Raw genomic sequence first — 25,093 nt, 5'->3', positions numbered from 1 at the left:
ATTCCCGCCTGCGCGGGAATGACGGCTCGGCTGCTATTTGAAATTCTCTACGCCTGCTTCGCCCACACACTGTCCATCGGCCCATGAACAGCGCGGCGCGCAGTCAGCCGCGCCGCATACGCAAACAACAGCGCAAACACCAACGCCGTCACATCAACGCCGATGGCCGCCAGACTGCCGTGCGCCCACCAGCCCAATGACGGCAGCAGCCACGCCGCCAGCGACGTCAACGGAATCGCCGACGCACCCAGCGCGCACAAGGCCAGCAGCTGCACCGCCGCGCGCGCCGCGCCGCGCCAGAACGCCCAGCCCAGCGCCGCCAGGAACACGCCGTAGTACACCGCCAGATAGGCCGAGTTGATATTGGCCGCCGCCGCGAACAGCCACTTGCCGGCGACCATGCTGAAGCACACGCCCGCGATCGACCCCAGGCACACGCCCACGGTCGCCGCCGCCATCACCCGCGTGGTGCGCGACTGCCGCGGCACCGGACCGTTGCGCAGTTGGTTCTTGCGCCGCTTCTCCACCCACAGCAGATTGCCCGAGTAGAACAGGAACGCGCCGCTGACGCCGAACAGGAAATACACCCAGCGCATCAAACTGCCGCCGTAACTGCCGAAGTGCAGCGCGAACATCGGCGCCACCACATCGCTCCAGGTGTCGCCCTTGCTCGGCAACATGCTGGTGTCGACCACCTTGCCGCTGTAGGGATGGATCATCACGAAACCGGTCTCCGCCCCGCGCACCAGGTAACGCGGGCTGGCCACCGCCGCCCGCACTATCGGCTGCGGCGTTTCCAGGCCCATGTACAGCAACTCGGTCACCTCGAACTCCGGCGCCGCGCGCCGCACCGTCTCGACCAGCGCGCTGGCCGCTTGCAGCTCGCCGATGGCGTGCGGTGCGGCGTCGGCGGCGCGGCGCGCGAACATCGGCTGTTCGCCGTACACCACCTGGGCGATGCCGCCATAGAACTGGTCGTGGAAAGCAAACACGATCACCGTCACGCTGATGACGATGTGGTACGGCAGGCTGGCGATGCCGACGATGTTGTGCGCATCGAGCCAGAAGCGCTTGCGGTTCTTGCCCGGCCGCAGCGCAAAGAAGTCCTTCACCAGCGTCGGCAGCAACAGGATCACGCCCGACACCAGCGCCAGGAAATACATGATGCCGGCGATGCCCATCAGATAGGCCCCCGCATACTCGTCGCCCAGCTTGCCGGGGATGCCGCCGGTCCGGTGCAACATGTCGATCAGCTCCGCCAGCAGCGAGGGCAGTTCCTGCTGCGCCAGCAGTCGGCCGGACGGATCCAGTGTCGCGTGCCAGCGCTTGGCGGACAGGTCGATCTCGCGGCCGCCCTCGCCTTCGCTCCAGCTGACCGGCGCCGCGATGTTTTCCCGCTGTTGCAGATGCAGCGTGAACTCCTTGCGCGCCGCCGGCCGCTGCGCCAGCAACTCGCGCACCAGCTGGTCGGTTTGCGCCGCCGGCATGGCGGGCAGCGCGTGCGCCGGCGCGCTGATCCAGCGGTCCAGCGGCTGCTTGAACATGGTCAGCGCGCCGGCGAAAAAGCCGATGAACAACAGCAGGCCCGCGCCTATCCCAACCCAGGTATGCAGCGCCTGGTAGACGCGCAGGATATCGCTGCGGATCTTCATAACATCCCCCGTGCATGCAGCAGCGCGGCATAGGCCAGCGCGTTGGCGGCGGACAGCCACAGCACCGCGCGCAGGCCGGTGCGGAACAGATAGACGAAGGCAAACACCGGCATCCAGAACACGGTCAGGCTCCACATGACGGCTTGCGTCTTGTTCGGCGCGCTGACGCCGCCGGGACCGTACCACGCCAGCAAGCCGGACAGCGCGAACGCCAGCGACAGGCCGAGCACGGCGCCGGCCAGGGTCTTGGTCCACCAGTCGGGAGAAATTTTATTCATGGCCACGCTTGAGCAGGGAAAGAAAAGGCAGCGTGCCGAACGCCAGCATCTGCACCATCAGCCACGCGCAGACCGCGGTCAGCGGGCTGTAGCAGCTGAGACCGATGGCCAGCGCCAGCAACAGCAAGCCGACGCCGGCCGCCCGCGCCGGCCACGCCGGCAAGGGCTGGCGCAGCCAACCCTGGTGGCGGTGGCTCAGGTACAGCAGCACGCAGGCCGCCGACGTCAGCAGCAACGCCAGCAGCGGCATCAGCATGGCTTAGAACGCATACGCTGCGCTGACATAGTAGTTGCGGCCCAGCTCGAACGTCGCGAAGTTCTTGTCCTTGCTCTCCAGGTTGACGTCGGTCAGGTTCTTCGCGCCGAAACGCAGCGTGATGTTGCGGCTGGCCTTGGCCGAGGCCGACAAATCGACCCGGGTGTAGCCAGGCAGCATCGCGCCCTGATAGGACTGCTCGCCGGTGTAGTGCGCGGTCAGCGACGATTGCAGCCACGGGGCGGCGTTCCAATTCAGGCCGACGCTGGCCATCTGGCGGGGACGGTTGTCCAGCTTGGTGTCCTTGCCGTTTTCATCGGTGTAGTCGGCGTTCAGGTGGGTGTAGTTGGCGCTGACCGAGAAGTCCGCATTGAGAACGGCGTCCGCCTGCAGCTCGACGCCGCTGGTCTTGGCCTTGGCCACGTTGGCCCAGCTGCGCGACGGGCCGGCCGGATGGTACAGCGCAACGATGAGGTCCTTGACGTCGTTCCTGAACACGACCGCGCTGGCGTTCAAGCCCTTGCGGTGGAACTCGGCGCCGAGCTCGTAGTTGGTGCTCTTTTCCGGCGTCAGGTTGGGGTTGCCGTTCAGGTAGCAGCCGCCGCCGCAGCTGATGATGCTGTAGTCCTTGACCAGCTGATACGCGTCCGGCGCCTTGAAGGCCTGGTTCACGCCGCCCTTGACGGTCCACTCCGGCGTCGCCTGGTAGACCAGGTAGGACTTGGGCGTGAAGTGATGGCCGAAGTCGGTATGGTCGACGCGCCCGGCCAGCGTCAGGCTCAGCTGTTTGGTCAGCGTGATTTCATCTTCCACGAACAGCGCCGAGGTGTTGGTGGTCGACTGGCCGGTCTTCAGGTAGGACAAGGGATCCTTGACGACCTGGCGGCGCAGATCGACGCCGGCCGTCAGCGCATGGCTGCCGAACTCGGTGGAGCCATAGACCTTGGCGTAGGTATTGTTTTCCTTCAGCACACGCTGCTGCGGCTTGTTGTAGCGGCTGTTGAAGTCGTCGACCTTGGCGTCTTCGTGGCTCAGGTAGGCCGTGGTGCTGCCCCAGCCCCACAGCGCCTTGTGGGTCACGCCGTAGGTGTTGCGGGTGATGGTCTGGGCGCGGAAATCCTTGGACGTGAAGTTCCACGTCGGATTGTAGGCGTAGTAGTACAGGCCCAGCGGGCGCTGGTCCTTGTTGTGGCCAAAGTCGATATCCAGGCTCTGGGTTTCCGACAGTTTCCACGTCAGCGTGGACACCAGGTTCTGCGACTGCTTCTGTTCCAGTCGCGGCGGACGGGTGGGGTCGGCCGCGCTGGTGCTGTACCACGGCTTGCGGTCATAGTCCTCGGCGGAAATCGACAGGCTGAGCACGTCGTTGAGGGCGCCTGCCGCCGAGGCGCCGAGGCGGTACTGCTCGCCCTGGTCGCCGCTGGCGATGGTGCGGTACTCGGCCGACACCGTGCCGCGCCAATCTTTGGTCGGGATCTTGGTGATGATGTTGATGACGCCGCCGATCGCGTCCGAACCGTACAGCGCCGCCATCGGCCCGCGCACGATTTCCACCCGCTTGATGCTGTTGAGCGGGATCGAGCTGAAGTCGAAATCGCCGCCGCGCCACAGCGCGCCGCCGGACGACAGCCGGCGGCCGTTGACCAGCATCAGCGTGTATTTGCCGGCCAGGCCGCGGATCTGGATCTCGTCGCGGCCGGTGCCGTCGCTCTGGTTGTTGACCCCCACGGTTTCGCGCAGCAGGTCGGCCAGGCTGTTGACCGGCGACTTGGCGATATCCTCCGCCGTCAGCACCGTGGTGAACGCCGGCGCCGAGGCCAGCTTATGTTCCCGCAGCGTGGCGCTGACCACCACGATGGCCGCATCCTGGGCATCCACCGCGCCTGCCGCGACCACCGGGCCGAACCACGCACCCGCACACACGCCGGCTATCGCGGCGACCATCGTTTTTTTATTAGACATACCATCCCTGCGCTTTGGAAAAAATGAATGCAAATGATAATTATTTCTATTTAGATTTGCAAGACATTTGATGCATTTCGCCCATCATTGCCGAAACTAAAGATGGTCATTCCGGGCAAGTCTGGCCGGGCTGCGGTATCATCCGAGACTATGCGCATCGTACTCATTACCGGTATTTCCGGCTCCGGCAAGTCCGTGGCCCTGAACGTCCTGGAAGACACGGGACACTATTGTGTCGACAATTTGCCGCCGGCCCTGCTCTCCAGCCTGGTGGACACGCTGGTCGCCGATGGCCTGGGGGCGCTGGCCGTGGCGGTCGACGCGCGCAGCGCCGAATCGCTGGCCACGCTGCCGGCCGCCGTCGAACACCTGCGCCAGCAAGGGCACGACGTCAAAGTCATGTTCCTGACCGCGAACACGCACTCGCTGGTGGCGCGCTTCTCGGAAACGCGGCGCAGCCATCCGCTGTCGCACGAATTGCGGCCGGGCCAGAACCCGGCGGCGCGCCGCACGCTGATCGAATGTATTTTGGAAGAGCGCGAGCGGCTGTCGGCCATCGAGCAACTGGGCCACGTGATCGACACCTCGGAGCTGAGCGCCAACAAGCTGCGCGCCTGGGTCAAGGACCTGGTCGCGGTCGAGCGGGCGCCGCTGATCCTGTTCTTCGAATCGTTCGCCTTCAAGCTGGGGGTGCCGCTGGACGCGGACTTCGTGTTCGACGTGCGGGCGTTGCCGAATCCCTACTACGACCTGACGCTGCGCCCGCTGACCGGCCGCGACGCGCCGGTGATCGACTTCCTCAACGCCCAGCCGAGCGCGCTGGACTTGATGAACGACATCCGCGTCTTCATCGAAAAATGGCTGCCGTCCTTCAAGACCGACAACCGCAGCTACCTGACGGTGGCGGTGGGCTGCACCGGCGGCCAGCACCGTTCGGTCTACATGGCCGAGCAACTGGCGGCCTACTTCCAGAAAACCGAACGCGTCATCCTGCGCCACCGCGAGCAGTAAGCAACAGCGATCTCGATCAATGCAGTTCGTAGTGCCTCCACTACGATCGCTGAATGATAGAGATCATCCAATCGGCAACGTTTCGTAAATGGGTGTCGACCTTACGCGATCGACAGGCTGGGGCATTGGTCGCCGCGAGGCTGCTGCGTCTGGCTCGCGGCCTAGCGGGCGACACACGGCTGATCGGCGATGGAGTGAACGAACTGCGTCTTCATTTTGGACCCGGCTATCGCGTGTACTACCTACATCACGGATATGCGATCATAGTCTTGCTATGCGGTGGAGACAAAAGCTCGCAGGGACGAGATATCCGGGCCGCGAAACGACTTGCTCGTCAATGGAGGCTAGATCATGGCTGAGAAATTTTTTCCTTACGATCCGGCGGAAGCGCTCAACAGCCGCGAGGCCGTCGAGGTTTTTATGGCTGACGCTTTCGAAACCGGCGATGCCGCACATATCGCTGCGGCACTGGATGTCGTCGCCAAAGCGCAAGGGCTCACCCAATTAACTGGTGAACCATCCCTGAAAACGACGCTGGAACTCATTCAAGCATTCGGGCTGAGACTGACTATCGCCGCTATCCCGGCCAGCACATCCTAATCCATGCGAGCAGTCCTGGTCAGCGGCTCCAGTGCACCACTTCGATGGTGTGGCCGTCCGGGTCCTTGATCATGGTGCCGAAATAGCACTCGTTGATGTCCGGCCGCAAGCCGGGCTCGCGCAAGGGCGTCGCGCCCAAACCCATCGCCGCGTCGAAGAACGCCCTGGCCGCCTGCTGGCTGGGCGCGGCGACGGCCACATGGGCGCGATCGCCGACCAGCACGCCTTCGGCCGTCGACGGGTAGAGGCAAAAACTCCAGGCGCCGTCGGCGCCGTAAATCACCTGGGTGGCGTCGCTGTGCTGCAAGGTGTAGCCCAGCGGCGCGAAGCAGGCGGTGTAGAAATCCGTGGCGCGCGGCAGTGCGCGGGTGCCGATGGAAACGTGGTCGATCATGATGCTGCCCTCCTGAAGTTGGAAGGCCCATCATACTGAGCGGCGGTGAGACAAAATTGCAAACTCACCCGTCCCGCTGCAAGAATTACTCGATCTTCACAACGGCACCTTGGTCTCGAACTTGGCGCAGTTCATGGCCAGCAAACTCTTGTAGTTGCTGACGTTGTTATTCGACGTGAACACGCGCCGGGTGAAGGCCTGGAACGCTTCCATCGACACCGCCGTCACCACCAGCATGAAGTCGAATTCGCCCGCCACTTCGTAGCAGGCCATGACGTCGGGCTCTTCGCGCATCAGCGATTCAAACATTTTCAACAGCGAGGTATTCAGCTGCTCCAGCTGCACCGTGACGAACGCGGTCAGCGGACGGCCGACGCGCACCCGGTCCACCAGCGCCACCTCCTTGACCAGCACGCCGTTGGCGCGCAACTGCGCGATGCGGCGCTGGCAGGTGGCGGCGGACGCGTGCACTTGCTCGGCGATGCGCCGCAGCGGGATGCTGGCGTCGTCCTGCAGCAGGTTCAGTATCTGGATGTCGAGTCGGTCCAGTTCCACGGCCATCGGCGCTTAGTCCAGGTGGCGCAGCGGGTGGGCGTAGTCCGGCCACACCGGCTGGAAGAAGCGTTGCACCATCGCCTCGCCGACCTCGTCCAGCGAGGCCGGCTTCCATTGCGGCGCGTTGTCCTTGTCGATGACCAGCGCGCGCACGCCTTCGATCACTTCGCCGTCCTCGAAGTTGTGGCGCACCAGCGTGCGCTCCATGCGCAGGCAATCGGCCACGTCCAATGCGGCGCCGCGCTGGACCAGCTCGTGCGTCACGCACATCATCAGCGGCGAGCGGGAGGCCATCACTTGCAGCGTCTTTTGCGCGAAGGCGCTGTCGTCGGTTGTCAGCGAGGCGACGATGGCGGGCACCGAAGCGGCGCCGAAGTGGCGATCGATGGCGGCGCGCTCGACGGCCAGCTTGCTGTCGCCGGCAGCATCCTTGAACGGCGCCGCGAAAGCCGCGATGGCCTCGGCCAAAACCGCGCCCGGAGTCGACTCAAGCAGCGCCGACAGCGCCGCCATTTCGCTGCCCGGCACAAAGTGATCGGCCAGCCCCGCGTGCAGCGCGTCGGCCGCACCGATGGTGACGCCGGTGACGCCCAAATAGCAGCCCAGCTTGCCCGGCGCGCGCGCCAGGAAATAGCTGCCGCCCACATCCGGGAACAGGCCGATGTTCACTTCCGGCATGGCCATCCTGGTCCGCTCGGTGACGATGCGCACGCGGCAGTCCGGACCGCCCTGCGCCACGCCCATGCCGCCGCCCATGACCACGCCGTCCATCAGCGCGACGTAGGGCTTGGGATAAAAATGGATCAGGTGGTTGAGCGCGTATTCCTCGGTGAAAAAATCTTCCACCAGCGCGCTGCCGCCCTGCGGCGTGGCGCGGCCGGCGTCGTAGAAGAAGCGGATGTCGCCGCCGGCGCAGAAGGCCTTTTCGCTGCTGCTGCGGATGACCACGGCGGCCACGCCGCTGTCGTCGCGCCACGCCATCAGCGCCTGCGTTATATCGCGCACCATCGCCAGCGACAAAGAATTCAAGGCCTTGGGCCGGTCCAGTGTGATGAAGCCGGTTCCGTTGCTGACGCTGGTGTGGACGTATTCGCTCATGAGGTGCTTGGGGTGGTGGAAAAAACCCTATTCTACTGCGAGTTGCGGGGCGCCAGATGCTCCAGCGGATTGGCCAGGTTGAGGTCGCCGCCGAGGCGCGGCTGGAAGTTGGCCTTGGCCGGCATCAGCTCCGCCCTGCCCTCGTGCCGCGCATAGATAATGGCGAACGACAGCTCGCTGGCGTTAGCCCGCTGCTGCGCGAAACCGGTGGCCTTTTCCATCGCCGACGGATCTTGCGCGGCGGCCAGCGTGTAGCGCATCAGCTGGTCCAGCTTGGCCGAGCGCAGGTCCAGGATGGACGCGCTCATCACCAGCGGCGCGGCCGCGAACACGTGGTAGTGCAAGGCCTTGGCCGCGCGCTCCATCTCCGCCGGCAGCGCACCGTCCGCCGCAACTTGACCCATCGCATGTTCGAACACCTTGCGGCCCCAGGCCAGGTAGCGCTCGTCGTGCGTGACGCCGCCCACCGCCGTCACCGCCAGGCCTTCCCAGTAGTAGTGGTTGTTGCGCGTGCCCCTGCGCGCGTCGGCATGCGCCATGGTGGCGTCGGCCAGCGTCTTGAACCAGGCTTCGATGGCTTGCTGCTGCGCCGGGCTGGCGGCCGGCTTGACGCGGGCGTAGCTCAACGCCATGCCGCCCAGGGTCCACTTGCGCACATACCAGGCCTGTTCGCTGGACAGCTTGCCCAGCAAGGCCTGTTGCCCGGCCCAGCTCTCCAGCCAGCCCAGCGCGCAGGCGGCGTCGCCCCGGCTGGCGTTTTTCGCCACCCCGGCCAGGAAGTCGTCGATCGGCTTGGTGTGGGCGATATTGCGCGCACGCAGCACCGGATCGATGACGGAATGGTGCGCATCCGAGTAATAGCTGTTGGCGTCGATGTCGATCACGGCCGGCGGCGGCGCGGTGCATGCCAGCGCGGCCGGCATCGCCAGAGTCAGCATCCATGCCGTAAATAGTTTAGCTCGTTTCATGCCACGCCCGTTGCAATGAGGAAAACGTTTACTCTAAACCATTTGGGCGCAAAAAAGGGCGCCTCTGCGCCCTTAGTTTGATGGTGCCGGGGCCGTTGTTATAGGGCGGCGGCAGCGGGTTCGTAGCTATCCGGGAGATGCTTGATCGCATCGTGGCCGTGCTCTTGGACCTTGGCTTTGTACTTCATGACCTGCCGATCCAGCTTGTCGATCAAGGTATCGATGGCGGCGTACAGGTCCTGGGACAGGCTTTCCACGTAGACGGTTTTGCCCGACATGCGCAGGTTGATTTCAGCCTTCTGGCGTTTCTCTTTCTCTTTGAGGTTATCTACAGTCAGGATGACAGCAATATCAATCACTTGATCAAAGTGGCGGGTGACGCGTTCCAGCTTGTTCTGCACGTATTCACGGATGGCCGAGGTCACTTCGAGATGATGTCCACTGATGGTGAGATTCATACACACTCCTAAAGATAATGTCGCTTCTTACGGTTAGTGCGGAGCCCATTAGCGCCGGGCGCGCAGGAACCAAGTAACTACAAAGATTTACGGAGACTGACTGGCGGGATCTTCAACGCTTCGCGATATTTGGCAACAGTGCGTCGCGCAATCACCATGCCTTGTTCTCCCAGCATGTCCGCAATCTTACTGTCGGATAAAGGATTTTTCGGGTCTTCTGCTCCTGTCAATTGCACAATGAGTGCGCGTATCGCCGTCGAACTTGCTTCTCCCCCCGCTTCAGTGGCGACATGGCTGCCAAAGAAATATTTCAACTCAAACATACCGTGCGGGGTCAGCATATATTTTTGAGTTGTTACACGAGAAATAGTGCTCTCGTGTAGACCCAGTGTATCAGCAATTTCGCGAAGCACAAGGGGGCGCATGGCAACCGCGCCATGGGAGAAAAAGTTCTTTTGTCGTTCTACTATCGCTTGTGCAACGCGCAAAATCGTGTCGAAACGCTGGCGCATATTCTTGATCAGCCACTTCGCTTCCTGCAGCTGCGCGCCCATCGCGCCCTCGCCTTTTCCCTGCTTGAGCAGGTTGGCGTACATGGCGTTCACCCGCAGGCGCGGCATGACGTCGTTGTTCAGGCTCACTTGCCAGCCGTTGCGCGCTTTTTTGACGATCACGTCCGGCACCACGTAGTCCGACACGTCCGACGCGAACGCCGAGCCCGGATGCGGATTGCACTGGCGGATGACGGTTTGTGCTTCGCGCAAATCTTCGTCGTCGCACAGCAGCGCCTTCTTCAATTTGTTGAAATCGCGCTGGGCAAACCAGGTCAAATGATTTTCAACGATGGCCAGCGCCATGCGCCGCGTGACCATCGGAATGCCCGGCAAGCGCTTGATCTGCAGCGCCAGGCATTCGGACGCGTTGCGCGCGCCCACGCCCATCGGGTCGAAGCTTTGCAGCATCGACAAGGCGGTCTGCAATTCGTCGAGCTCCAGTTCCAGCTCTTCCGGCAGGCGGGCCAGGATTTCTTCCAGCGATTCTTCGAGGTAGCCGTTTTCGTCCAGCGCGTCGATGATCAGCTCGACCAGCGCGCGGTCGCGCATCTCCAGCACCGTCACCCGCATCTGCTCCATCAGGTGCTCGCGCAAGGTGCAGTGGCTGGCCTCCAGTTGCGGCCGCGAGTCCTCGTCGTCGGGCGCCTTGCTGCGGCCGGCGTCGCTCCAGTCGACGTCGGCGTCGCTGCTGGTGCTTTCGGTGTCGGCGGCCGGGCCGTCGTAGTTGTCGGCGTCGGCGGCCGGCGCCTCTTGGGTGTTGGGCGGGCCTTCGGGCGGCGCGTCGCCGACCGGGGCTTGCTGGCTGATGGCGCCGTCCGACAGCAGCCGCAGCGAGCGGTCCAGCGGGTCGTCGAGGCGCTCCAGCAGCGGATTATCGGTCAGCAGCTGTTCCAGTTCCTGGTGCAGCTCCAGCGTCGACAACTGCAGCAGCCGGATCGACTGCTGCAACTGAGGTGTCAGCGCGAGGTGCTGCGACGTGCGCAGTTGCAAAGACTGTTTCATGGGTTTTACATACGGAAGTGTTCGCCCAGATACACGCGACGCACCGATTCGTTGGCGATGATGTCGTCTGGCCGGCCTGAAGCCAATACCGTGCCCTGGTTGATGATATATGCGCGGTCGCAGATGCCCAGCGTTTCGCGCACATTGTGATCGGTAATGAGGACGCCGATGCCGCGTTCCTTGAGGAAGCGCACGATGCGCTGGATCTCAATCACGGCAATCGGGTCGACCCCGGCGAATGGTTCGTCGAGCAGCACGAAGCGCGGATTGGTCGCCAGTGCGCGCGCGATCTCCACGCGGCGGCGCTCGCCGCCCGACAGCGACAGCGCCTGGTTCTCGCGCAGCTTTTCGATTTGCAAATCGGCCAGCAGGGTATTGAGCCGTTCATCAATGGCAGCCTTGGATAAAGGCTTGCCGTCCACTTTTTGAATTTCGAGGACGGCGCGGATATTTTCTTCCACCGTCAGCTTGCGGAACACCGACGCTTCCTGCGGCAGGTAGGACAAGCCGAGCGAGGCGCGGCGGTGGATCGGCAGCGACGAGATATCGGTGCCGCTGATATCGATGCTGCCGGCGTCCGACGGCACCAGGCCGACGATCATGTAGAACGAGGTGGTCTTGCCGGCGCCGTTGGGGCCGAGCAGGCCCACCACTTCGCCGCATTCGACTTGCAGGGACACGTCATGCACGACCTGGCGCTTGCCGTAGGTCTTTTGCAGGCCGCGCACGATCAGGGTGCTACCGCAGGATGGCTCCATGCTTACTTCTCCGTGGCCGGCGGCGTCGATGCGGCCGGTGCCGGCGCGGCCGGACGGATGGTCGGCTGGATCACCATGGTGCCACGGCCGGCGCCCGGCTTGCTGACGCCGGAGACGTTATTCTTGACGTCGAAATGTTCGGTGCGGCTGTCGTAGGAAATGAACTCGCTGTTGACTTCGCTGGTCATGCGCGCGCCTTCCAGCTGGCGCACCCGGGCTTTCGAGAACAGCTTGACCAGGTCGGTCTTGTCGCTGTACTCGATGCGCTCGGCTTCGCCCTCGATCCACTGGTCGCCGGCGCCGTCGCGCTTCTGGCGGAAGGTCGACAGCGTCCCCGGCGTGCTGGTCAGCACGACGAAGTTATAGCCTTCGGGATCGGTGGTCACCACCGCCTTCGGCGACTTCATCAGCAGCGTGCCGCGCGTCAGCACGACATTGCCGATCAGCGTCTTGATCTGCTTGACGTCGTCGATTTGCAGGTCGTCGTAATCGATCTTGGTCGGCTTGTTGGCATCCGCTTTTTCCGCGTGGACCGCGCCGGCCGCCATCAGCAGCATCGCCGCCGAGAGTATCAGTTTCTTCATCGTCATTCCATTCATCATCATTGTTTCCTCAATGGCCGGCGCGCGGCGGCATCGTCAGCTGTCCGCGTCCGCCCAACTGCACTTCGCGGGTGGCGTTATTGGCCTTCATGCCGACGCCGTTGGCGGTGGCGTTGCCCATTTCCAGCGCCACCGGGCTGGCGGTTTCCATCCGTTCTTCGTCCGGATACACGGTCAGGGTCGGCGTGGTCATGCGCATCGCCTGCGCCTGCGGCCCGGCCGGGCGCACCACGTCCACATTACCACTGAGCTTGACGCGCGTATTGCCCTGATCGACAAAAGCGGTGTCGGCGTGGATATTCATCGGCGGCTGCCTGCCGGCCAGGCTGTGCACATACGGCTTGTCGATGACGGAGGTATCGTCGACCGGCCGGTGGGTCAGCTTCTCGCCGGAGATAATGTAGGCCGGCTGGCCGGTCTTGTTCATGCGCACCATGCTGAAGCGGTCGATGATGTAGTCCGGCTCGTTGCGATGCTGGTCCACCTGCGCATCCTGGCCGGCCTGGTTGACCACCTGCACCAGCCAGAAGCTGCCGACGGCGACAAACACGCCGACCATCATGATGACGGTCAGCTGCCAGCGATGGGCTGTTTTTTTACGCATGGGCTATCCTCGTCAAACCAGGAATTGCGCCATCACGCGCTCGTACGTGCCCTGCGCGTGCAGCAGCAGCTCGCACACTTCGCGCACCGCGCCGCGGCCGCCGGCGGCCAGCGTGGCGTGGTGGGCACGCTCCAGCACTTCGGCGCGGCCGTTCGGCACGGCGACGGCGAAACCGACGCGCGTCAGAATCGGCAGGTCGACCACGTCGTCGCCGATGAAGCCGACCTGGTCGGCGGTGAGGCCGGTCTTTTCCAGCAGCGCCTTGAACGGCGTCAGCTTGTCGTGGCCGCCCTGGTGCAGGTGGACGATGCCGAGGTCGGCCGCGCGTTTGATCACCTGCGGCGAGGTGCGCGCGCTGATGATGGCGGTCTGCACGCCGGATTCCTGCAGCAGCTTGATGCCCAGGCCGTCGTGCACGTTGAAGGTCTTCAGCGCCTCGCCGTCGGCGCCGTAGTGCAGGCTGCCGTCGGTCAGCACGCCGTCGACGTCGAAGATCATCAGCTTGACGCGCGCGGCGCGTTCCACATAGGTCAAGTCCGTCATCAGATCACCTTGGCGCGGGTCAGGTCGTGGATGTGCAGCGCGCCGACCAGCTTGCCGTCGGCGTCGGTCACCAGCATCTGGTTGATGCGGAACTGTTCCATCACGGCCACGGCGTCGACCGCCAGTTTTTCCGGTGAAATGCTGCGCGGGTTGGCGTGCATCACGTCGCGGATCACGACCTTGGTGAAGTCCTGGACCTTCTCGATCATGCGGCGCAGGTCGCCGTCGGTGAACACGCCGATCGGCTGGTCGTCGGCGTCGACCACGGCGGTCATGCCCATGCCCTTCTGCGTGATCTCCAGCAGCGCGTCGGTCAGTTTGACGTCGGCGGTGACTTTCGGCACGGCGTCGCCGCTGCGCATGACGTCGCGCACATGGGTCAGCAGGCGGCGGCCCAGCGCGCCGCCCGGATGGGAGCGGGCGAAGTCTTCTTCCTTGAAGCCGCGCAGGTCCAGCAGTGCGACGGCGATGGCGTCGCCCAGCGCCAGCGTGACGGTGGTCGAGGTGGTCGGCGCCAGGTTCATCGGGCAGGCTTCCTTGGCCACGGCCACGTTCAGGTGCACGTCGGCGATCCCGGCCAGGCTGGAGCCCGGCTTGCCGGTCATGGCGATGACCTTGCTGCCCATGCGCTTGACCACCGGCAGGATGGTCATCAGCTCGGCGCTTTCGCCGGAGTAGGAAATGGCAATAAAGGCATCGTCGGCGGTCACCATGCCGAGGTCGCCGTGGGCCGCTTCGGCCGGGTGCACGAACAAGGCCGGGGTGCCGGTCGAGGCCAGGGTGGCGGCGATCTTGCGGCCGATATGGCCGGACTTGCCGATGCCGGACACGACCACGCGGCCCTTGCAGTTCAGCAGCAGTTCGATGGCCTGCACCACGCTGTCGTCGGCGTCCATGCGGGCGTTCAGGGCGGCGATCGCCTCTGCTTCGTTCTGCAGGGTGTCGCGGGCCAGCCGCAACGCATGCGCGGCCATATTTGCGTCAAAAGCTTTCAGCATTGTTTTTTCATGGGTTACACTCATGCCCAAGTATAGCCGAATTGAGAAAGCAAAAAACTTGCCAGTTACAACATAACGCCCGCGGCGTTCGACAAACAACGAAATAATCGCATTGAATCACAAACACTGGCTATGTTGATATGACGTTTTCACCTTTGGAATTAACCTTGTTGTTGCTGGGCAGCGCGGTGCTGGGCGTCGTCGCTTTCCGCATGATGCATTTGCCGCCGATGCTGGGTTACCTGGCGGTCGGCATCCTGATCGGCCCCCACGCGCTGGGTCTGGCCGAGTCGAGCGAAGCGTTCCACTCGCTGGCCGAATTCGGCGTGGTATTCCTGATGTTCTCCATCGGGCTGGAATTTTCCCTGCCCAAGTTAATGGCCATGCGCGGCATCGTGTTCGGGCTGGGCATGGCGCAGGTGGTGCTGACCATCGTCGCCACCATGGTGTTCGGCTGGGCCATCGCCACCCAACTACCGTCGGGCATCCAGATCGGCTGGCAAGCCTCGTTTGCGCTGGGCGGCGCGCTGGCCATGTCGTCGACCGCCATCGTGTCAAAAATGCTGACCGAGCGGCTGGAGCTGGAGAGCGTGCACGGCCGCAAGATCATCGGCATCCTGCTGTTCCAGGATCTGGCCGTGGTGCCGCTGCTGATTTTGATACCCTCGCTGGGCCAGCGGCCGGACGCGCTGGTCGAGACGCTGGCCTGGGCCGGCGTCAAGGCCGTGATCGTGCTGGCGCTGCTGCTGTTCTTCGGCCAGAAGCTGGTGCGCGGCTGGTTCACCATCGTGGTCAAGCGGCGCTCGCAGGAGCTGTTCATGCTGAACCTGCTGTTGATCACCCTGGGCGCGGCCTGGATCACCGAGCGCGCCGGCCTGTCGCTGGCGCTGGGCGCCTTCGTGGCCGGCATGCTCATTTCCGAGACCGAATACAAGCACCAGGTGGAAGAGGACATCAAGCCCTTCCGCGACGTGCTGCTGGGGCTGTTCTTCATCACCATCGGCATGCTGCTCAATGTGCGGATGGTGATGGCGCACTGGTGGCTGGTGCTGGTGCTGCTGGCCGGGCCGGTGCTGCTCAAGTTCGCGCTGATCGCCGGCCTGGCCAAGCTGTTCGGCGCCTCGGACGGCGTGTCGATGCGCACCGGCCTGGCGCTGGCGCAGGCGGGCGAGTTCGGCTTCGTGCTGCTGAACCTGGCGGGCGGCAGCCATCTGATCGACCCGTTCATCATCCAGGTGGTGCTGGCGTCGATGGTGCTGTCGATGCTGGTGGCGCCGTTCATCATCGCCAAGTCGGACCAGATCGTGATGAAGGTGTCCAGCAACGAGTGGATGATGCAGTCGCTGGCGCTGACCAAGATCGCCAGCCGCACCATGTCGACCAACAAGCACGTGATCGTGTGCGGCTTCGGCCGCAGCGGGCAAAGCCTGGCGACCCTGCTGGGCGAAGAGAATATCGACTACCACGCGCTGGACCTGGACCCGGAGCGGGTGCAGGAAGCGCAGAGCGCCGGCCGCCACGTGTCGTATGGCGATGCGGCGCGGCGCGAAAGCCTGGTGGCCGCCGGCATCTACCGCGCCAGCGCGGTGGTGATCACCTACGCCAGCACGGCGTCGGCGCTGAAGGTGCTGCACCTGGTGCACGAGCTGGCGCCGGCCCTGCCGGTGATCGTGCGTTCCCACGACGACACCGACCTCGACCGATTGAAAGCGGCCGGCGCGGCGGAAGTGGTGCCGGAGCTGATGGAGGGCAGCCTGATGCTGGCCTCGCACGCGCTGGTGATGCTGGGCGTGCCCTTGCGGCGCGTGGTGCACCGGGTGCAGACGGCGCGCGAAGAGCGCTACGCATCGCTGCGCGGCTACTTCCACGGCGCCAGCGACGCCGGCGAGGAGGCCGACCTGGAGCGGTTGCATTCGGTCACCCTGAGCGGCAGCGCGGTCAGCGTGGGCAAGCCATGGAGCGAGATCGACGTGGCCGGCACGGGCGCCGAAGTCAGCAGCATCCGCCGCGGCAAAGGCCGGCTGGACGTGACGCCCGAGATCGTGCTGGAAGCGGGCGACGTGGTGGTCCTGCGCGGCACCGCCGAAGCCGTCAACCGCGCCGAGCAGCGCCTGCTGCGCTAACCCATGGGGGTCAAGTCTGACATTCGGACACGAGCTCTGCCGTAAGCAACGCTACGGCAGAGCTCGTGTCCGAATGTCAGACTTGACCCCGGGGTTCCGGGTCGCGGCTGACTACGCGGTTGCGGCCGGTTTCCTTGGCGACGTACAGCAAGCTGTCGGCATGCGCCACCCAGGCGCGCGCGACGGCCGCCGGATCGCCTTCGGCTTCGCCCGGATTCAGGCAGGCCACGCCGATCGATACCGTCACCGACAGCTGCAATTCCTGCGACAGGGCGATCATGCTGCCGGCCACGCTGGCGCGGATGCGCTCGGCCACGAAGGCGGCGCTGTCGAGGTTGGCGTCGATCAGCAGCACGACGAATTCCTCGCCGCCGAAACGCGCCAGCGCGTCCGAGGTGCGCAACTCGTTCTTGATGCGGATGGCCACTTCGCGCAGCACATCGTCGCCGCCGCCGTGGCCGACGGTGTCGTTGACGCGCTTGAAATGGTCGATGTCGATGTACATGAACGAGATCGGATACTGCTGGCGCCGCGCGCGCGCGATCTCTTCCAGCAAGCGCCGGTCGATGTAGCGCCGGTTGTAGACGCCGGTCAGCGAATCGGTCAGGCCGATGTACTTGAGCATCTCGTTGCTGATGACGTTTTCCAGGCAGATGGCGATGATCGACGCCATGTGCTCGATGAAATCCGTGCCCAGGCTGGGCGTGAAGCGGGTCGGGTCGCAGCTGCCCAGGTTCAGGCTGCCGATGATGCGCTTGTTGCGCAGCAGCGGCACCAGCGCCACGCTTTGCAGCCCGGCCGGCGGCCGCGGGAACGGCGTCGCATGGCGCCGCGCGTCGTACATGCCCAGCAGCGGCTTGGGCGTCGGCGTGTAGGCGTTGCGCTGGCCGAGGTCGCAACCCAGGTCGTCCAGCGTTTCAACAAAGATCAGTTCGGGGAAGTCCGCAAACACCACGTCCAGCTTGGCCATGACGGTGCGGATGTCGGCGTCTTCGTCGATCAAGGTCAGGGTCACGCTGTCGAGCTCGGAGATCACCGGCAGCACGCGGAAGATGGTGCCTATCAGTTCGGGAAAATTGGCGGCGCTGACGATGTCCAGGTCGAAGGCCTGGTGGCGCGTCATGATCGAGTGGTTGCGCTCGGCCTGCTCCAGCAGGTAGGCCATGCGCGCACGCAGGGCCTGGTTTTCGGCCGCCAGATCCACCGCGCGCGCGGCGTGGTCGGTCTGCGGCGAGAACTTGCCGGTTGCAGTTTGCGTCATATATGCCCTTACTCGTCAGCTAGTTTCATGCCAGATGTCACATTACGCCAAGTTTTAGCGCTTGGGAATGGCTAGCTGCGTTAAAACGCCAGCGTGACGACGATTTCCTGCCCGACCCGCACGTGCTGGCCTTCGCCGGCGATCAGGATGCTGTTCATGCCGAAGCACAGGGCGCCGTCCAGCTCCGGCTTGGCGCGGTAGCTTTGCATCAGGTCCAGCGGGTCGGGTCCGAACTCGCCGGTGACCTGGTTGACCGATGGCATAGGGCAACGCGAGCAGGGCTTGACCGGTTTCAGCAGCGCATCGCCCAGCTGGAACGTTTCGACGTAGTCCTCCTCGAAGGCTTCGATGCCGGCCACGACCAGGTTGGGACGGAAGCGGTTCATCGGTATGGCCTCGCGGCCGGCCTGGCGCAGCCTGTCGTTGAGGTCGTCCAGCGAGGCGGCGCCGGCCACCAGCAGCGGGTAGCCGTCCGAGAACATGGTGGTGGCGGCGACGCCGCCGGTCCACTTCTGGCTGACGGCGCGTTCGGCCTTGGCGTGGAAGCGCGCCAGCCGGCACGGCACGCCGATCGCCTTGCTGAACCATTCGGCGGTCAGGTCGTCGCAGTCGTAGGCCAGCACGGTGTCGTCCCAGACTTGGGTGGTGAGGGTGGGCGCCAGATAGGGATCGGGCAGGTCGAGCGGGATTTCCAGGCGCAACATGCCGGGCGCGCGCAGTTCCAGCGTGCTGCCCTTGAGGCTGGGGGTGATCAAGGCCATGCGCGGGTGTTCGCGCTGGGTCAGGCAGACGCCGGCGCCGTCCACCACCATCCATTCGCGGTCGTAGATCTGCGCGGTCATCAGGCCGGTGACGGTCAGCGTGGCTTCCTGCAAGGCGATGCCGGCGCAGGATTTGATCGGATACAGCGTGATTTCGGAGAGGATGGGCATGCTCGGCACCAGTCGTTAGGCAGATGAAAACATTGCCATTATACGAGCAACGGCGCGAGCATCCGCACCAGCGGCGGCGGGCCGCTGGCGGCCCGCCCTTCCCGCTCCGGGATTACTCCTCGGCCTTGGCCGCCGCCTTGGCAGGACGCGGCGCGCGCGGCGCGGCCGGCTTGCGGGCCGCCGGCTTGGCGGCAGCCTTGGCCTTGGCAGGCTTGGCCGCCGACTTGGCGTCGGACTCGGCCGAAGCGACCGGAACCGATACCGGCACCGGCGCAGCCGCTTCGACCGGAGCCGGGGCTGGCGCCGCCGCCGGCTGTTCGCCGTTGGCCACTGCCGCACCCTTGGCGCCACGGACGTTTTTAGCGTTCTTGCCGCCCTTGGCAGGCGCCGCCGCTTCGGCCTTCGGCTTGGCAGCCTCCTTCAGCTTGCGCGCAGGCGGTTTCGGGCCGCCCTTTTTCTTGGCTGGCGCTTCCTCGGCCGCCACCGGCGCGCTGACGGCCACCGGTGCCTCGACCGCAGCCTGCGTCACCACCGGCGCTTCGGCGGCGGCTACGGCATCCTGCTGGCCCTGGCGCTCGCCCTGCTTGCGGCCGCCGCGATTGCCGCGACCACGGCCACGGCCGCGCTCGGAGTCGCCTGCCGGCGCGGCGGCCGGCGCCTCCATTGCCTCGGGCGCATCCGGCTGGCCGGCCAGTTGTTCCGGCTCGACGTAGCCAGTCGCCGGCTGGTCGGCGTCGTCCTCGTCGCCATCGGTTTGCCCCGCCACCCGCGATTGCTGCGCCTGGCGCTCGGCCTGACGTTCGGCAAAGCGCTCGGCGGCGGTGCGGCCACGGCCACGGCTGCGGCGCGATTCCTGCTTGCCGCCTTCCTGCGCCTCGGCCGGCGCGCCGTCCACCGACGACTCGCCCGGCGTCGCCACGCCGGTGCCGCGATACACATAGGCGCCGGACTTCTCGTCCCGGCCGAATTCCAGCAAACCGCGCGCCTTGCATTCCTCGATCAGGTTGCCGAAGGTGCGGAAGCCATAGTAGGACTCGCTGAAGTCAGGCTTGCGGCGCTTGATCGCCTCTTTCAGCACGGAAGCCCAGATCTTGCCGCTGTCGCCGCGCTCGGAAACCAGCGCCTCGAAGGTGTTGGCGGCGATTTCCACCGCCTGGTTGCGGCGCTTGTCCATCTCTTCGCGACGCACGCGCTCTTCTTCCGGCGAGCGCTTGACGGCCGGCTTGGTCTCCGGGCTGGATTCGCGCTTGGCGCGGCGGCTTTCGCGCACCAGGTCGTCGTAGAAGATGAATTCGTCGCAGTTGGCCACCAGCAGGTCCGAGGTCGACTGCTTGACGCCGACGCCGATCACCTTCTTGGCGTTCTCGCGCAGCTTGGACACCAGCGGCGAAAAGTCGGAGTCGCCGGAAATGATGACGAAGGTGTCGACGTGCGACTTGGTGTAGCACAAGTCGAGCGCATCGACGACCATGCGGATGTCGGCCGAGTTCTTGCCGGACTGGCGCACGTGCGGGATTTCGATCAGTTCGAAGTTGGCCTCGTGCATGGGCGCTTTGAAGCCCTTGTAGCGGTCCCAGTCGCAATACGCCTTCTTGACCACGATGCTGCCCTTGAGCAGCAGCCGTTCCAGCACCGGTTTGATGTCGAACTTGTCGTAGTTGGCGTCGCGCACACCGAGCGCCACGTTTTCAAAATCGCAGAACAGCGCCATGCTGACGTTATCGTTGGAAGATGCCATGAAGAGTATTTTTCTAGTGAGAGGTGAGACGGGCGCGGAAGGCAGACGTTGCGGTCCGGCGATCAGGCAATCCGGCGATTATACCCAACAAAGCCGCAGGCGCGACGAACACGACAACTAGCGGCAACGCCCCGGCCTGTTACTCGGTCTTGGCAAACATGCCGGCCATCGCCGTCACGTCGCGGCCGACGCCGCGATAGCCGACGAAACGGCCGGTCTCGTCGAACATGGGCTCGCCGCTCACTTGCAGGTATTGCAACGCCCCGCCTATGGTGCGGCTGTAGACGAAGTCCAGGAAGGCCTTGCGCTCGGCGATATTCGATTGCAGTAACGCGTGCTCGGCAACGTCCCAGCCGCCGGTGTCGCTGCTGCCGATGCCCACCATGTCGGCCACCGGCCCGGACCAGTTGGTGAGCTGGCCGTCGACATCCTGCTCCCAATACCAGTCGGTCGACAGTTCGGCGAAGCGCTGGAAGCGCGCCTCGCTGGCGCGCAATTGCGCCGTGCGCTCCAGCACCGTGTATTCGAGCTGCTGGTTGTAGCGCTGCAGCTTGCGGTGCAGCAGGCGCACTTCCAGCAAATTGCGGATGCGCGTCTCCACCTCGACCAGCTCGAACGGCTTGCCGACGAAGTCCTTGGCGCCGGCCTGCAAGGCGCGCAGCTTGTGGTTCGGCTGCGCCGTCACCACCAGCACCGGCACATAGCCGTCCGGCTCGATGTCCTTGAGCGCCTCCAGCACGGCGAAGCCGTCCATGCCGGGCATTTGCAGGTCCAGCAGGATCAGGTCGTAGTGGTGCTTCAGGTGCAGCTCGCACACGGTGAACGGGTCCATCGTGCTGCTGACATTGGTGTAGCCGGCGTTGGCCAGCATCCGTTCCAGCAGCATGACGTTGGCTTCCTGGTCGTCGACGATCAGGATCTGGGCGCAGAGTATTTCAGATGGATCTATCATGATGCGCTTCCGTGGGTACTGGTGTGCAGGTGGCCATGTTCGGCGGCGAATTCCAGCGCCAGGTCCAGCGCGCTCATGAATTCAACCACATTGATCGGCTTGGTGAGGTAGCGGAAGAAGCCGGCCTCAACCCCTTTTTCTATATCGCGCGGCATGGCGTTGGCCGACAGCGCCACCACCGGAATATGCGCCGTGGCGGCATCGTCCTGCAAGATCTTCAGGCAGCCGTAGCCGCTCACGCCGGGCAGGTTGATATCCATCAGGATCACGTCGGGCTGGTAGGCGCGCGCCAGCTGGATGCCGCTGTGACCGTCGATCGCGGTCAACAGCTTGAGATCGCTGCGGCGCTGGATCAGTTGCTCCACCAGGCTCAGGTTGGCCGGATTGTCTTCGATGTACAACAGCGTTCTCAGCGTGGCGTGGTCCTGGCCGTTGAGCCCCAGCGCGCCGTCGAAGGCGGCAATCTCCAGCACCGGCTCATTGCTGGCGCCGAGTTCGATCCAGAAGGTGGTGCCGACGCCGATCTCGCTGTGCACGCCGATCGACCCGCCCATCAATTCGGTCAGCTGCTTGGTCACCACCAGGCCGATGCCGGTGCCCTCTTCCGCGCCGTCTTCCTGGCCCAGGCGGTTGAAGGGCTGGAACAGCTGCGCCATCTGTTCGGCGCTCAGGCCGGCCCCGGTATCGGTGACGTTGATGCGCACCATGCCCTTGCTGCCGGCCGCGCATTCCACCGTCACCTTGCCGCCGCGCCGGTTGTACTTGATGGCGTTGGACAGCAGGTTGATCATCACCTGTTTGACGCGCGTGCGGTCCGCATGCACGAAGAATGGCTCGCTCATCGAGGCGAAGAACAAACGGATGCCGCGCTTTTCCGCCTGCGGGCCGATCAGCGCCTGGCAATCCCTCAGCACTTCGGACAAGCCCATCGATTCTTGCGACATCGTCACCTTGCCCGATTCGATCATCGCCAGGTCGAGGATTTCATTGATCAGTTGCAGCAGGTACCAGCCGCCCTTGAGGATCTGGTCGAGCGAACGCTGCTGCGAGGCGCTGGGCGGCGGCTTGTCCGACGCCAGCAGCTGCGCAAAGCCCAGCACCGCGTTGAGCGGCGTGCGCAGCTCGTGGCTCATGGCCGACAGGAATTCCGACTTGGCGCGGTTGGCCGTCTCGGCCAGCGCGCGCGCCGCCTCCAGCTCCACATTGGTTTCCTGTAGCGCCAGCTGCTGCTCGCGCAGGCGCTGGTCCAGCAGCGCCTGTTCGCGCTCGACCTGCTTGCGGGCCGTGTTGTCGGTGCCCATCAGCAGGTAGCCGATGACCTTTTCTTCGGCGTCGCGCAGCGGACTGACCGAGACGATGGCGGGGAAGCGGCTGCCATCCTTGCGGATATAGGTCAGCTCGTAGATGTCTTCAATGCCGCGCGACGCCTTGAACACCAGCGCCTCGAAGCCCGGCAGGATGGTCACGCCCGCTTCGATGCTGAGCGCGGCGGCGCGCGCGATGATTTCCTGCGCGTCGGAGATGCCGGCCGGCGTGATCTGGTTCACCACTTCGGCGGCGCTGTAGCCCAGCATGCGCTCGGCGCCGACGTTGAAGATCTGGATCACGCCCTGGGCGTCGGTGGCGATGCTGGAGAAGTTGGCGCTGTTGTGGATCGCCATTTGCAGCGCGTCGGCCTTGAGCAGCGGGCCTTCCGGCAGTTGGATCGGTTTCATTTCAGTCCCTGGCGTTGGTGCACGTCCGACATCAGGCGCGCGAATTCTTTTTTGACCACGCCATAGCATTCGCAGACGTCGCTTTCCAGTCCGGCCCGGTCCAGCACGGAAATATGGCCGCGGCGGTTGCTGATATAGCCGTTGGCCTGCAGGCGGCCGGCCGCCACCGTCACCCCTTCGCGCCGCACGCCCAGCATGCTGGCGATCAGTTCCTGGGTCATGGTCAGCTCGCTGGTCGGCAGGCGGTCCAAGGTCAGCAGCAGCCAGCGGCACAGTTGCTGCTCCACCGTGTGATGACGGTTGCAGATCGCCGTCTGCGACATCTGGGTGATCAGCGCCTGGGTGTAGCGCAGCAGCAGGCGCATGACGGGGCCGGCGCGGTTGAACTCTTCCATCAGGATGTGCGCCTTGAGGCGGTAGCCATGCCCGGAGGTCTGCACCATGGCGCGGCTGGGCGTGGTGTTGCCGCCCATGAACAGCGAGATGCCGAGGATGCCCTCATTGCCGACGCCGGCGATCTCGGACGAGCTGCCGTTCTCCAGCACATAGTGCAGCGAGACGATGGCCGAGGTCGGGAAATACACGTAATCGAGCTTGCCGCCGGATTCATACAGCACATCGCCCAGCCGCATCATGATCGGTTCCAGGTGCGGCGACAGGCGGTCGAACTCGGCGTCTAATAGCGCGGCCAGCAGGTGGTTCTGGTTGGGGTCGTTAAGACGCATGGAAACATTCCTTGTTCCAGTCGTCAACTAGGCGGTGGGCGGGGACGGCAAACGATGACCGTCCATCAGGGTAACACACATGGGAGCAATGGCACCGTTTGCGGCAAGTCTGGCGTGCGGAAGGATTTCGGGCTGCAATCGTGCTAGTCTGAAGCACACATAGGCATTCCGGAGAGGTTGTATGTCAATTTATCGTGCCGAGGGGCTGGAAGCATTCCGCGACTACGAGGCCGCGCTGGCGGAAGAGCATGCGATGGCGCACGAGCTGGCGCAATGCGCCAAGATCGAGGTCTACAACCTGCTGGCCGCCGACTTGTTCGAACGCGTGACGGCGGCCCGCGCCAGGACGCTGGCGGCGTTCAAGCTGGTCGAGACCTTCAAGTCCTGACAAAAAAACCCGCAGCTGCGGGTTTTTTTGGATATTGGAAGTGCTTAGACGTTGAACAGGAAGTCCATCACTACAAGTCAACGTTGGCGCGACAACTGCCCGCAATAATTCCATTCTTACCTGGTTTACGACGACGTACAATTGCTCCCAGTACCCCAAGCCCTGCCAACATCATTGCATAGCTAGCCGGTTCTGGTACGGCAGCCACGCGCCAAGTCAGCTCACGCTCTATGGTTGCCGTGCTGCCATTTCCTGTCGACAAGTTAACCCCAACACTGTAAGCGCCATCGCTTACTGATCCATACGCCGGCGTGAACCAGACCAGGTCGAAGCTGCGGCTTTCACCGGGAGCAATAGACAAGCCGAAGATTTCTGTGCCGGCATTCGGCCACGGAAACTCCTCGTCGCGACCTAAATTGGTGCGGTATTCCCAGTTATAGACTCCATTCAGGCGCACAGCCCTGGCGCCGAATCCGTTAAAGCTGAGATTATCTGTCGAGCTGGCGCTATTGGCGACAATTGCGCGACCATAGATATTTCCTGTCGGGCTGACTTGAAAGTTATTGGAAACGAAGTTCCAATCCCATATCACGTCAGCCTGTGCCTGCGCGGCACCAATCAGGCAAATGGCCGCCAAAAATGTCTGATTGAATCGATTAAGCTTCAAAATAAATATCCCCTCGTGAGCTTATTAATAATGCAACGATAATATCGCATGCGCACTGTTTTGTGCAATTAATTCGCCAACTTGGGCGAGCACAGCGAGTTGCGTCTGGACGAAAGTGGCGAGCTGCCTGTGGCGATCGCAGCGAGGATGGCCTCGCAGTCCAGCGGTTTCCGCGAAACGGAAGTATGGCCTCCTCGTAACCGACTGCGCATCGACGTGCCACGGTCATACCCGGCATCGTCCCCGGTAATGAATCAGATACATGGAGGTGACATGAGATGACCTAAAACGAAAAAGCC

The 25,093-nt window shown here is 64.0% G+C and carries 27 protein-coding genes; 5 read left to right on the top strand and 22 right to left on the bottom strand.

Annotated features, from left to right (window positions below; translation table 11 throughout):
* Positions 1 to 47: 47 nt before the first annotated feature.
* Genes AC1RMD_RS23020 through AC1RMD_RS23005 form a run of 4 tightly spaced genes read right to left on the bottom strand, consistent with a single transcriptional unit; the run spans position 48 to position 4,148 of the window.
* Positions 48 to 1,652, bottom strand: a complete 1,605-nt coding sequence (locus tag AC1RMD_RS23020) for a PepSY-associated TM helix domain-containing protein (protein ID WP_492929735.1) — start codon at positions 1,650 to 1,652, stop codon at positions 48 to 50.
* Positions 1,649 to 1,930 (bottom strand): hypothetical protein, encoded by a 282-nt coding sequence (locus tag AC1RMD_RS23015; protein ID WP_492929733.1) that lies wholly within the window; start codon positions 1,928 to 1,930, stop codon positions 1,649 to 1,651. The genes AC1RMD_RS23020 and AC1RMD_RS23015 overlap by 4 nt, the downstream gene beginning before the upstream one ends.
* Positions 1,923 to 2,186: a hypothetical protein gene (locus AC1RMD_RS23010; RefSeq protein WP_492929731.1), complete on the bottom strand. Its 264-nt coding sequence runs from the start codon at positions 2,184 to 2,186 to the stop codon at positions 1,923 to 1,925. The genes AC1RMD_RS23015 and AC1RMD_RS23010 overlap by 8 nt, the downstream gene beginning before the upstream one ends.
* A gap of 3 nt (positions 2,187 to 2,189) precedes the next feature.
* A complete protein-coding gene (locus tag AC1RMD_RS23005) occupies positions 2,190 to 4,148 on the bottom strand; it encodes a TonB-dependent receptor domain-containing protein (RefSeq protein ID WP_492929729.1) in 1,959 nt (652 codons plus the stop codon).
* Positions 4,149 to 4,298: 150 nt separating this feature from the next.
* On the opposite strand from AC1RMD_RS23005, the gene rapZ reads away from it, so the two are divergent.
* From rapZ to AC1RMD_RS22990, 3 genes are read left to right on the top strand one after another with little or no spacing between them, the layout of a single operon-like run.
* The gene (rapZ, locus tag AC1RMD_RS23000; protein WP_492929727.1) at positions 4,299 to 5,159 is read left to right on the top strand and encodes an RNase adapter RapZ; all 861 of its coding nucleotides are present in this window, start codon (positions 4,299 to 4,301) and stop codon (positions 5,157 to 5,159) included.
* A 53-nt stretch (positions 5,160 to 5,212) separates the two neighbouring features.
* Positions 5,213 to 5,518, top strand: coding sequence for a type II toxin-antitoxin system RelE/ParE family toxin (locus tag AC1RMD_RS22995; protein ID WP_492929725.1), 306 nt, complete (start codon positions 5,213 to 5,215; stop codon positions 5,516 to 5,518).
* Positions 5,511 to 5,759, top strand: coding sequence for a helix-turn-helix domain-containing transcriptional regulator (locus AC1RMD_RS22990; RefSeq protein ID WP_492929723.1), 249 nt, complete (start codon positions 5,511 to 5,513; stop codon positions 5,757 to 5,759). The genes AC1RMD_RS22995 and AC1RMD_RS22990 overlap by 8 nt, the downstream gene beginning before the upstream one ends.
* Before the next feature lie 19 nt (positions 5,760 to 5,778).
* Here AC1RMD_RS22990 and AC1RMD_RS22985 read toward each other — a convergent pair whose 3' ends face one another.
* The 11 genes from AC1RMD_RS22985 to AC1RMD_RS22935 form a co-directional block, all read right to left on the bottom strand.
* Positions 5,779 to 6,153, bottom strand: a complete 375-nt coding sequence (locus tag AC1RMD_RS22985) for a VOC family protein (protein WP_492929721.1) — start codon at positions 6,151 to 6,153, stop codon at positions 5,779 to 5,781.
* Between the two features lie 96 nt (positions 6,154 to 6,249).
* The gene (locus AC1RMD_RS22980; RefSeq protein WP_492929719.1) at positions 6,250 to 6,708 is read right to left on the bottom strand and encodes an Lrp/AsnC family transcriptional regulator; all 459 of its coding nucleotides are present in this window, start codon (positions 6,706 to 6,708) and stop codon (positions 6,250 to 6,252) included.
* A gap of 12 nt (positions 6,709 to 6,720) precedes the next feature.
* Positions 6,721 to 7,806: an enoyl-CoA hydratase/isomerase family protein gene (locus AC1RMD_RS22975; RefSeq protein WP_492929717.1), complete on the bottom strand. Its 1,086-nt coding sequence runs from the start codon at positions 7,804 to 7,806 to the stop codon at positions 6,721 to 6,723.
* A gap of 32 nt (positions 7,807 to 7,838) precedes the next feature.
* On the bottom strand, positions 7,839 to 8,774 hold the full coding sequence (locus AC1RMD_RS22970; RefSeq protein ID WP_492929715.1) for an alginate lyase family protein: 936 nt from the start codon (positions 8,772 to 8,774) through the stop codon (positions 7,839 to 7,841).
* Positions 8,775 to 8,872: 98 nt separating this feature from the next.
* On the bottom strand, positions 8,873 to 9,232 hold the full coding sequence (gene hpf, locus AC1RMD_RS22965) for a ribosome hibernation-promoting factor, HPF/YfiA family (protein ID WP_026334892.1): 360 nt from the start codon (positions 9,230 to 9,232) through the stop codon (positions 8,873 to 8,875).
* A gap of 77 nt (positions 9,233 to 9,309) precedes the next feature.
* Positions 9,310 to 10,788 carry an RNA polymerase factor sigma-54 gene (locus tag AC1RMD_RS22960; protein ID WP_492929713.1) on the bottom strand — a complete coding sequence of 493 codons (1,479 nt, stop codon included), beginning with the start codon at positions 10,786 to 10,788 and terminating at the stop codon, positions 9,310 to 9,312.
* Positions 10,789 to 10,793: 5 nt separating this feature from the next.
* Positions 10,794 to 11,546, bottom strand: a complete 753-nt coding sequence (lptB, locus tag AC1RMD_RS22955; RefSeq protein ID WP_020704452.1) for an LPS export ABC transporter ATP-binding protein — start codon at positions 11,544 to 11,546, stop codon at positions 10,794 to 10,796.
* A 2-nt stretch (positions 11,547 to 11,548) separates the two neighbouring features.
* Entirely contained in the window at positions 11,549 to 12,130 is a 582-nt protein-coding gene (gene lptA / locus AC1RMD_RS22950; RefSeq protein WP_492929711.1) for a lipopolysaccharide transport periplasmic protein LptA, read from the bottom strand.
* 28 nt (positions 12,131 to 12,158) lie between these two features.
* Positions 12,159 to 12,752, bottom strand: coding sequence for an LPS export ABC transporter periplasmic protein LptC (lptC, locus tag AC1RMD_RS22945; protein WP_492929709.1), 594 nt, complete (start codon positions 12,750 to 12,752; stop codon positions 12,159 to 12,161).
* A 12-nt stretch (positions 12,753 to 12,764) separates the two neighbouring features.
* Entirely contained in the window at positions 12,765 to 13,295 is a 531-nt protein-coding gene (locus AC1RMD_RS22940) for a KdsC family phosphatase (RefSeq protein WP_492929707.1), read from the bottom strand.
* A complete protein-coding gene (locus tag AC1RMD_RS22935) occupies positions 13,295 to 14,293 on the bottom strand; it encodes a KpsF/GutQ family sugar-phosphate isomerase (RefSeq protein WP_492929705.1) in 999 nt (332 codons plus the stop codon). Before AC1RMD_RS22935 ends, AC1RMD_RS22940 begins: the two co-directional genes overlap by 1 nt.
* Before the next feature lie 140 nt (positions 14,294 to 14,433).
* Between AC1RMD_RS22935 and AC1RMD_RS22930 the strand changes: the two genes are divergently transcribed.
* Complete coding sequence (locus AC1RMD_RS22930) at positions 14,434 to 16,416, top strand: monovalent cation:proton antiporter family protein (protein WP_492929703.1); 1,983 nt, start codon at positions 14,434 to 14,436, stop codon at positions 16,414 to 16,416.
* A gap of 76 nt (positions 16,417 to 16,492) precedes the next feature.
* Here the strand turns inward: AC1RMD_RS22930 and AC1RMD_RS22925 are convergent, their stop codons facing one another.
* The 6 genes from AC1RMD_RS22925 to AC1RMD_RS22900 all read right to left on the bottom strand — a co-directional run bounded on the left by AC1RMD_RS22925 (position 16,493) and on the right by AC1RMD_RS22900 (position 23,739).
* Positions 16,493 to 17,677 (bottom strand): GGDEF domain-containing protein, encoded by a 1,185-nt coding sequence (locus AC1RMD_RS22925; protein WP_492929701.1) that lies wholly within the window; start codon positions 17,675 to 17,677, stop codon positions 16,493 to 16,495.
* An 80-nt stretch (positions 17,678 to 17,757) separates the two neighbouring features.
* Entirely contained in the window at positions 17,758 to 18,609 is an 852-nt protein-coding gene (locus AC1RMD_RS22920; RefSeq protein WP_492929699.1) for an MOSC domain-containing protein, read from the bottom strand.
* Positions 18,610 to 18,721: 112 nt separating this feature from the next.
* Entirely contained in the window at positions 18,722 to 20,347 is a 1,626-nt protein-coding gene (locus AC1RMD_RS22915; RefSeq protein WP_492929698.1) for an NYN domain-containing protein, read from the bottom strand.
* A gap of 139 nt (positions 20,348 to 20,486) precedes the next feature.
* Positions 20,487 to 21,299: a response regulator gene (locus AC1RMD_RS22910; protein WP_492929696.1), complete on the bottom strand. Its 813-nt coding sequence runs from the start codon at positions 21,297 to 21,299 to the stop codon at positions 20,487 to 20,489.
* A complete protein-coding gene (locus AC1RMD_RS22905) occupies positions 21,296 to 23,014 on the bottom strand; it encodes a hybrid sensor histidine kinase/response regulator (protein WP_492929694.1) in 1,719 nt (572 codons plus the stop codon). Before AC1RMD_RS22905 ends, AC1RMD_RS22910 begins: the two co-directional genes overlap by 4 nt.
* The gene (locus tag AC1RMD_RS22900) at positions 23,011 to 23,739 is read right to left on the bottom strand and encodes a Crp/Fnr family transcriptional regulator (RefSeq protein WP_492929692.1); all 729 of its coding nucleotides are present in this window, start codon (positions 23,737 to 23,739) and stop codon (positions 23,011 to 23,013) included. Before AC1RMD_RS22900 ends, AC1RMD_RS22905 begins: the two co-directional genes overlap by 4 nt.
* 181 nt (positions 23,740 to 23,920) lie before the next feature.
* On the opposite strand from AC1RMD_RS22900, the gene AC1RMD_RS22895 reads away from it, so the two are divergent.
* Positions 23,921 to 24,127: a hypothetical protein gene (locus tag AC1RMD_RS22895; protein ID WP_492929690.1), complete on the top strand. Its 207-nt coding sequence runs from the start codon at positions 23,921 to 23,923 to the stop codon at positions 24,125 to 24,127.
* Positions 24,128 to 24,197: 70 nt separating this feature from the next.
* Here AC1RMD_RS22895 and AC1RMD_RS22890 read toward each other — a convergent pair whose 3' ends face one another.
* Positions 24,198 to 24,794 (bottom strand): PEPxxWA-CTERM sorting domain-containing protein, encoded by a 597-nt coding sequence (locus tag AC1RMD_RS22890; protein ID WP_492929688.1) that lies wholly within the window; start codon positions 24,792 to 24,794, stop codon positions 24,198 to 24,200.
* Positions 24,795 to 25,093 lie beyond the last annotated feature (299 nt).

The organism is Duganella sp. GW822-FHT06D06, from assembly GCF_058799615.1.
The sequence above is the reverse complement of the archived record's forward strand: the minus strand, read 5'-3'. Positions and strand labels throughout refer to the sequence as shown.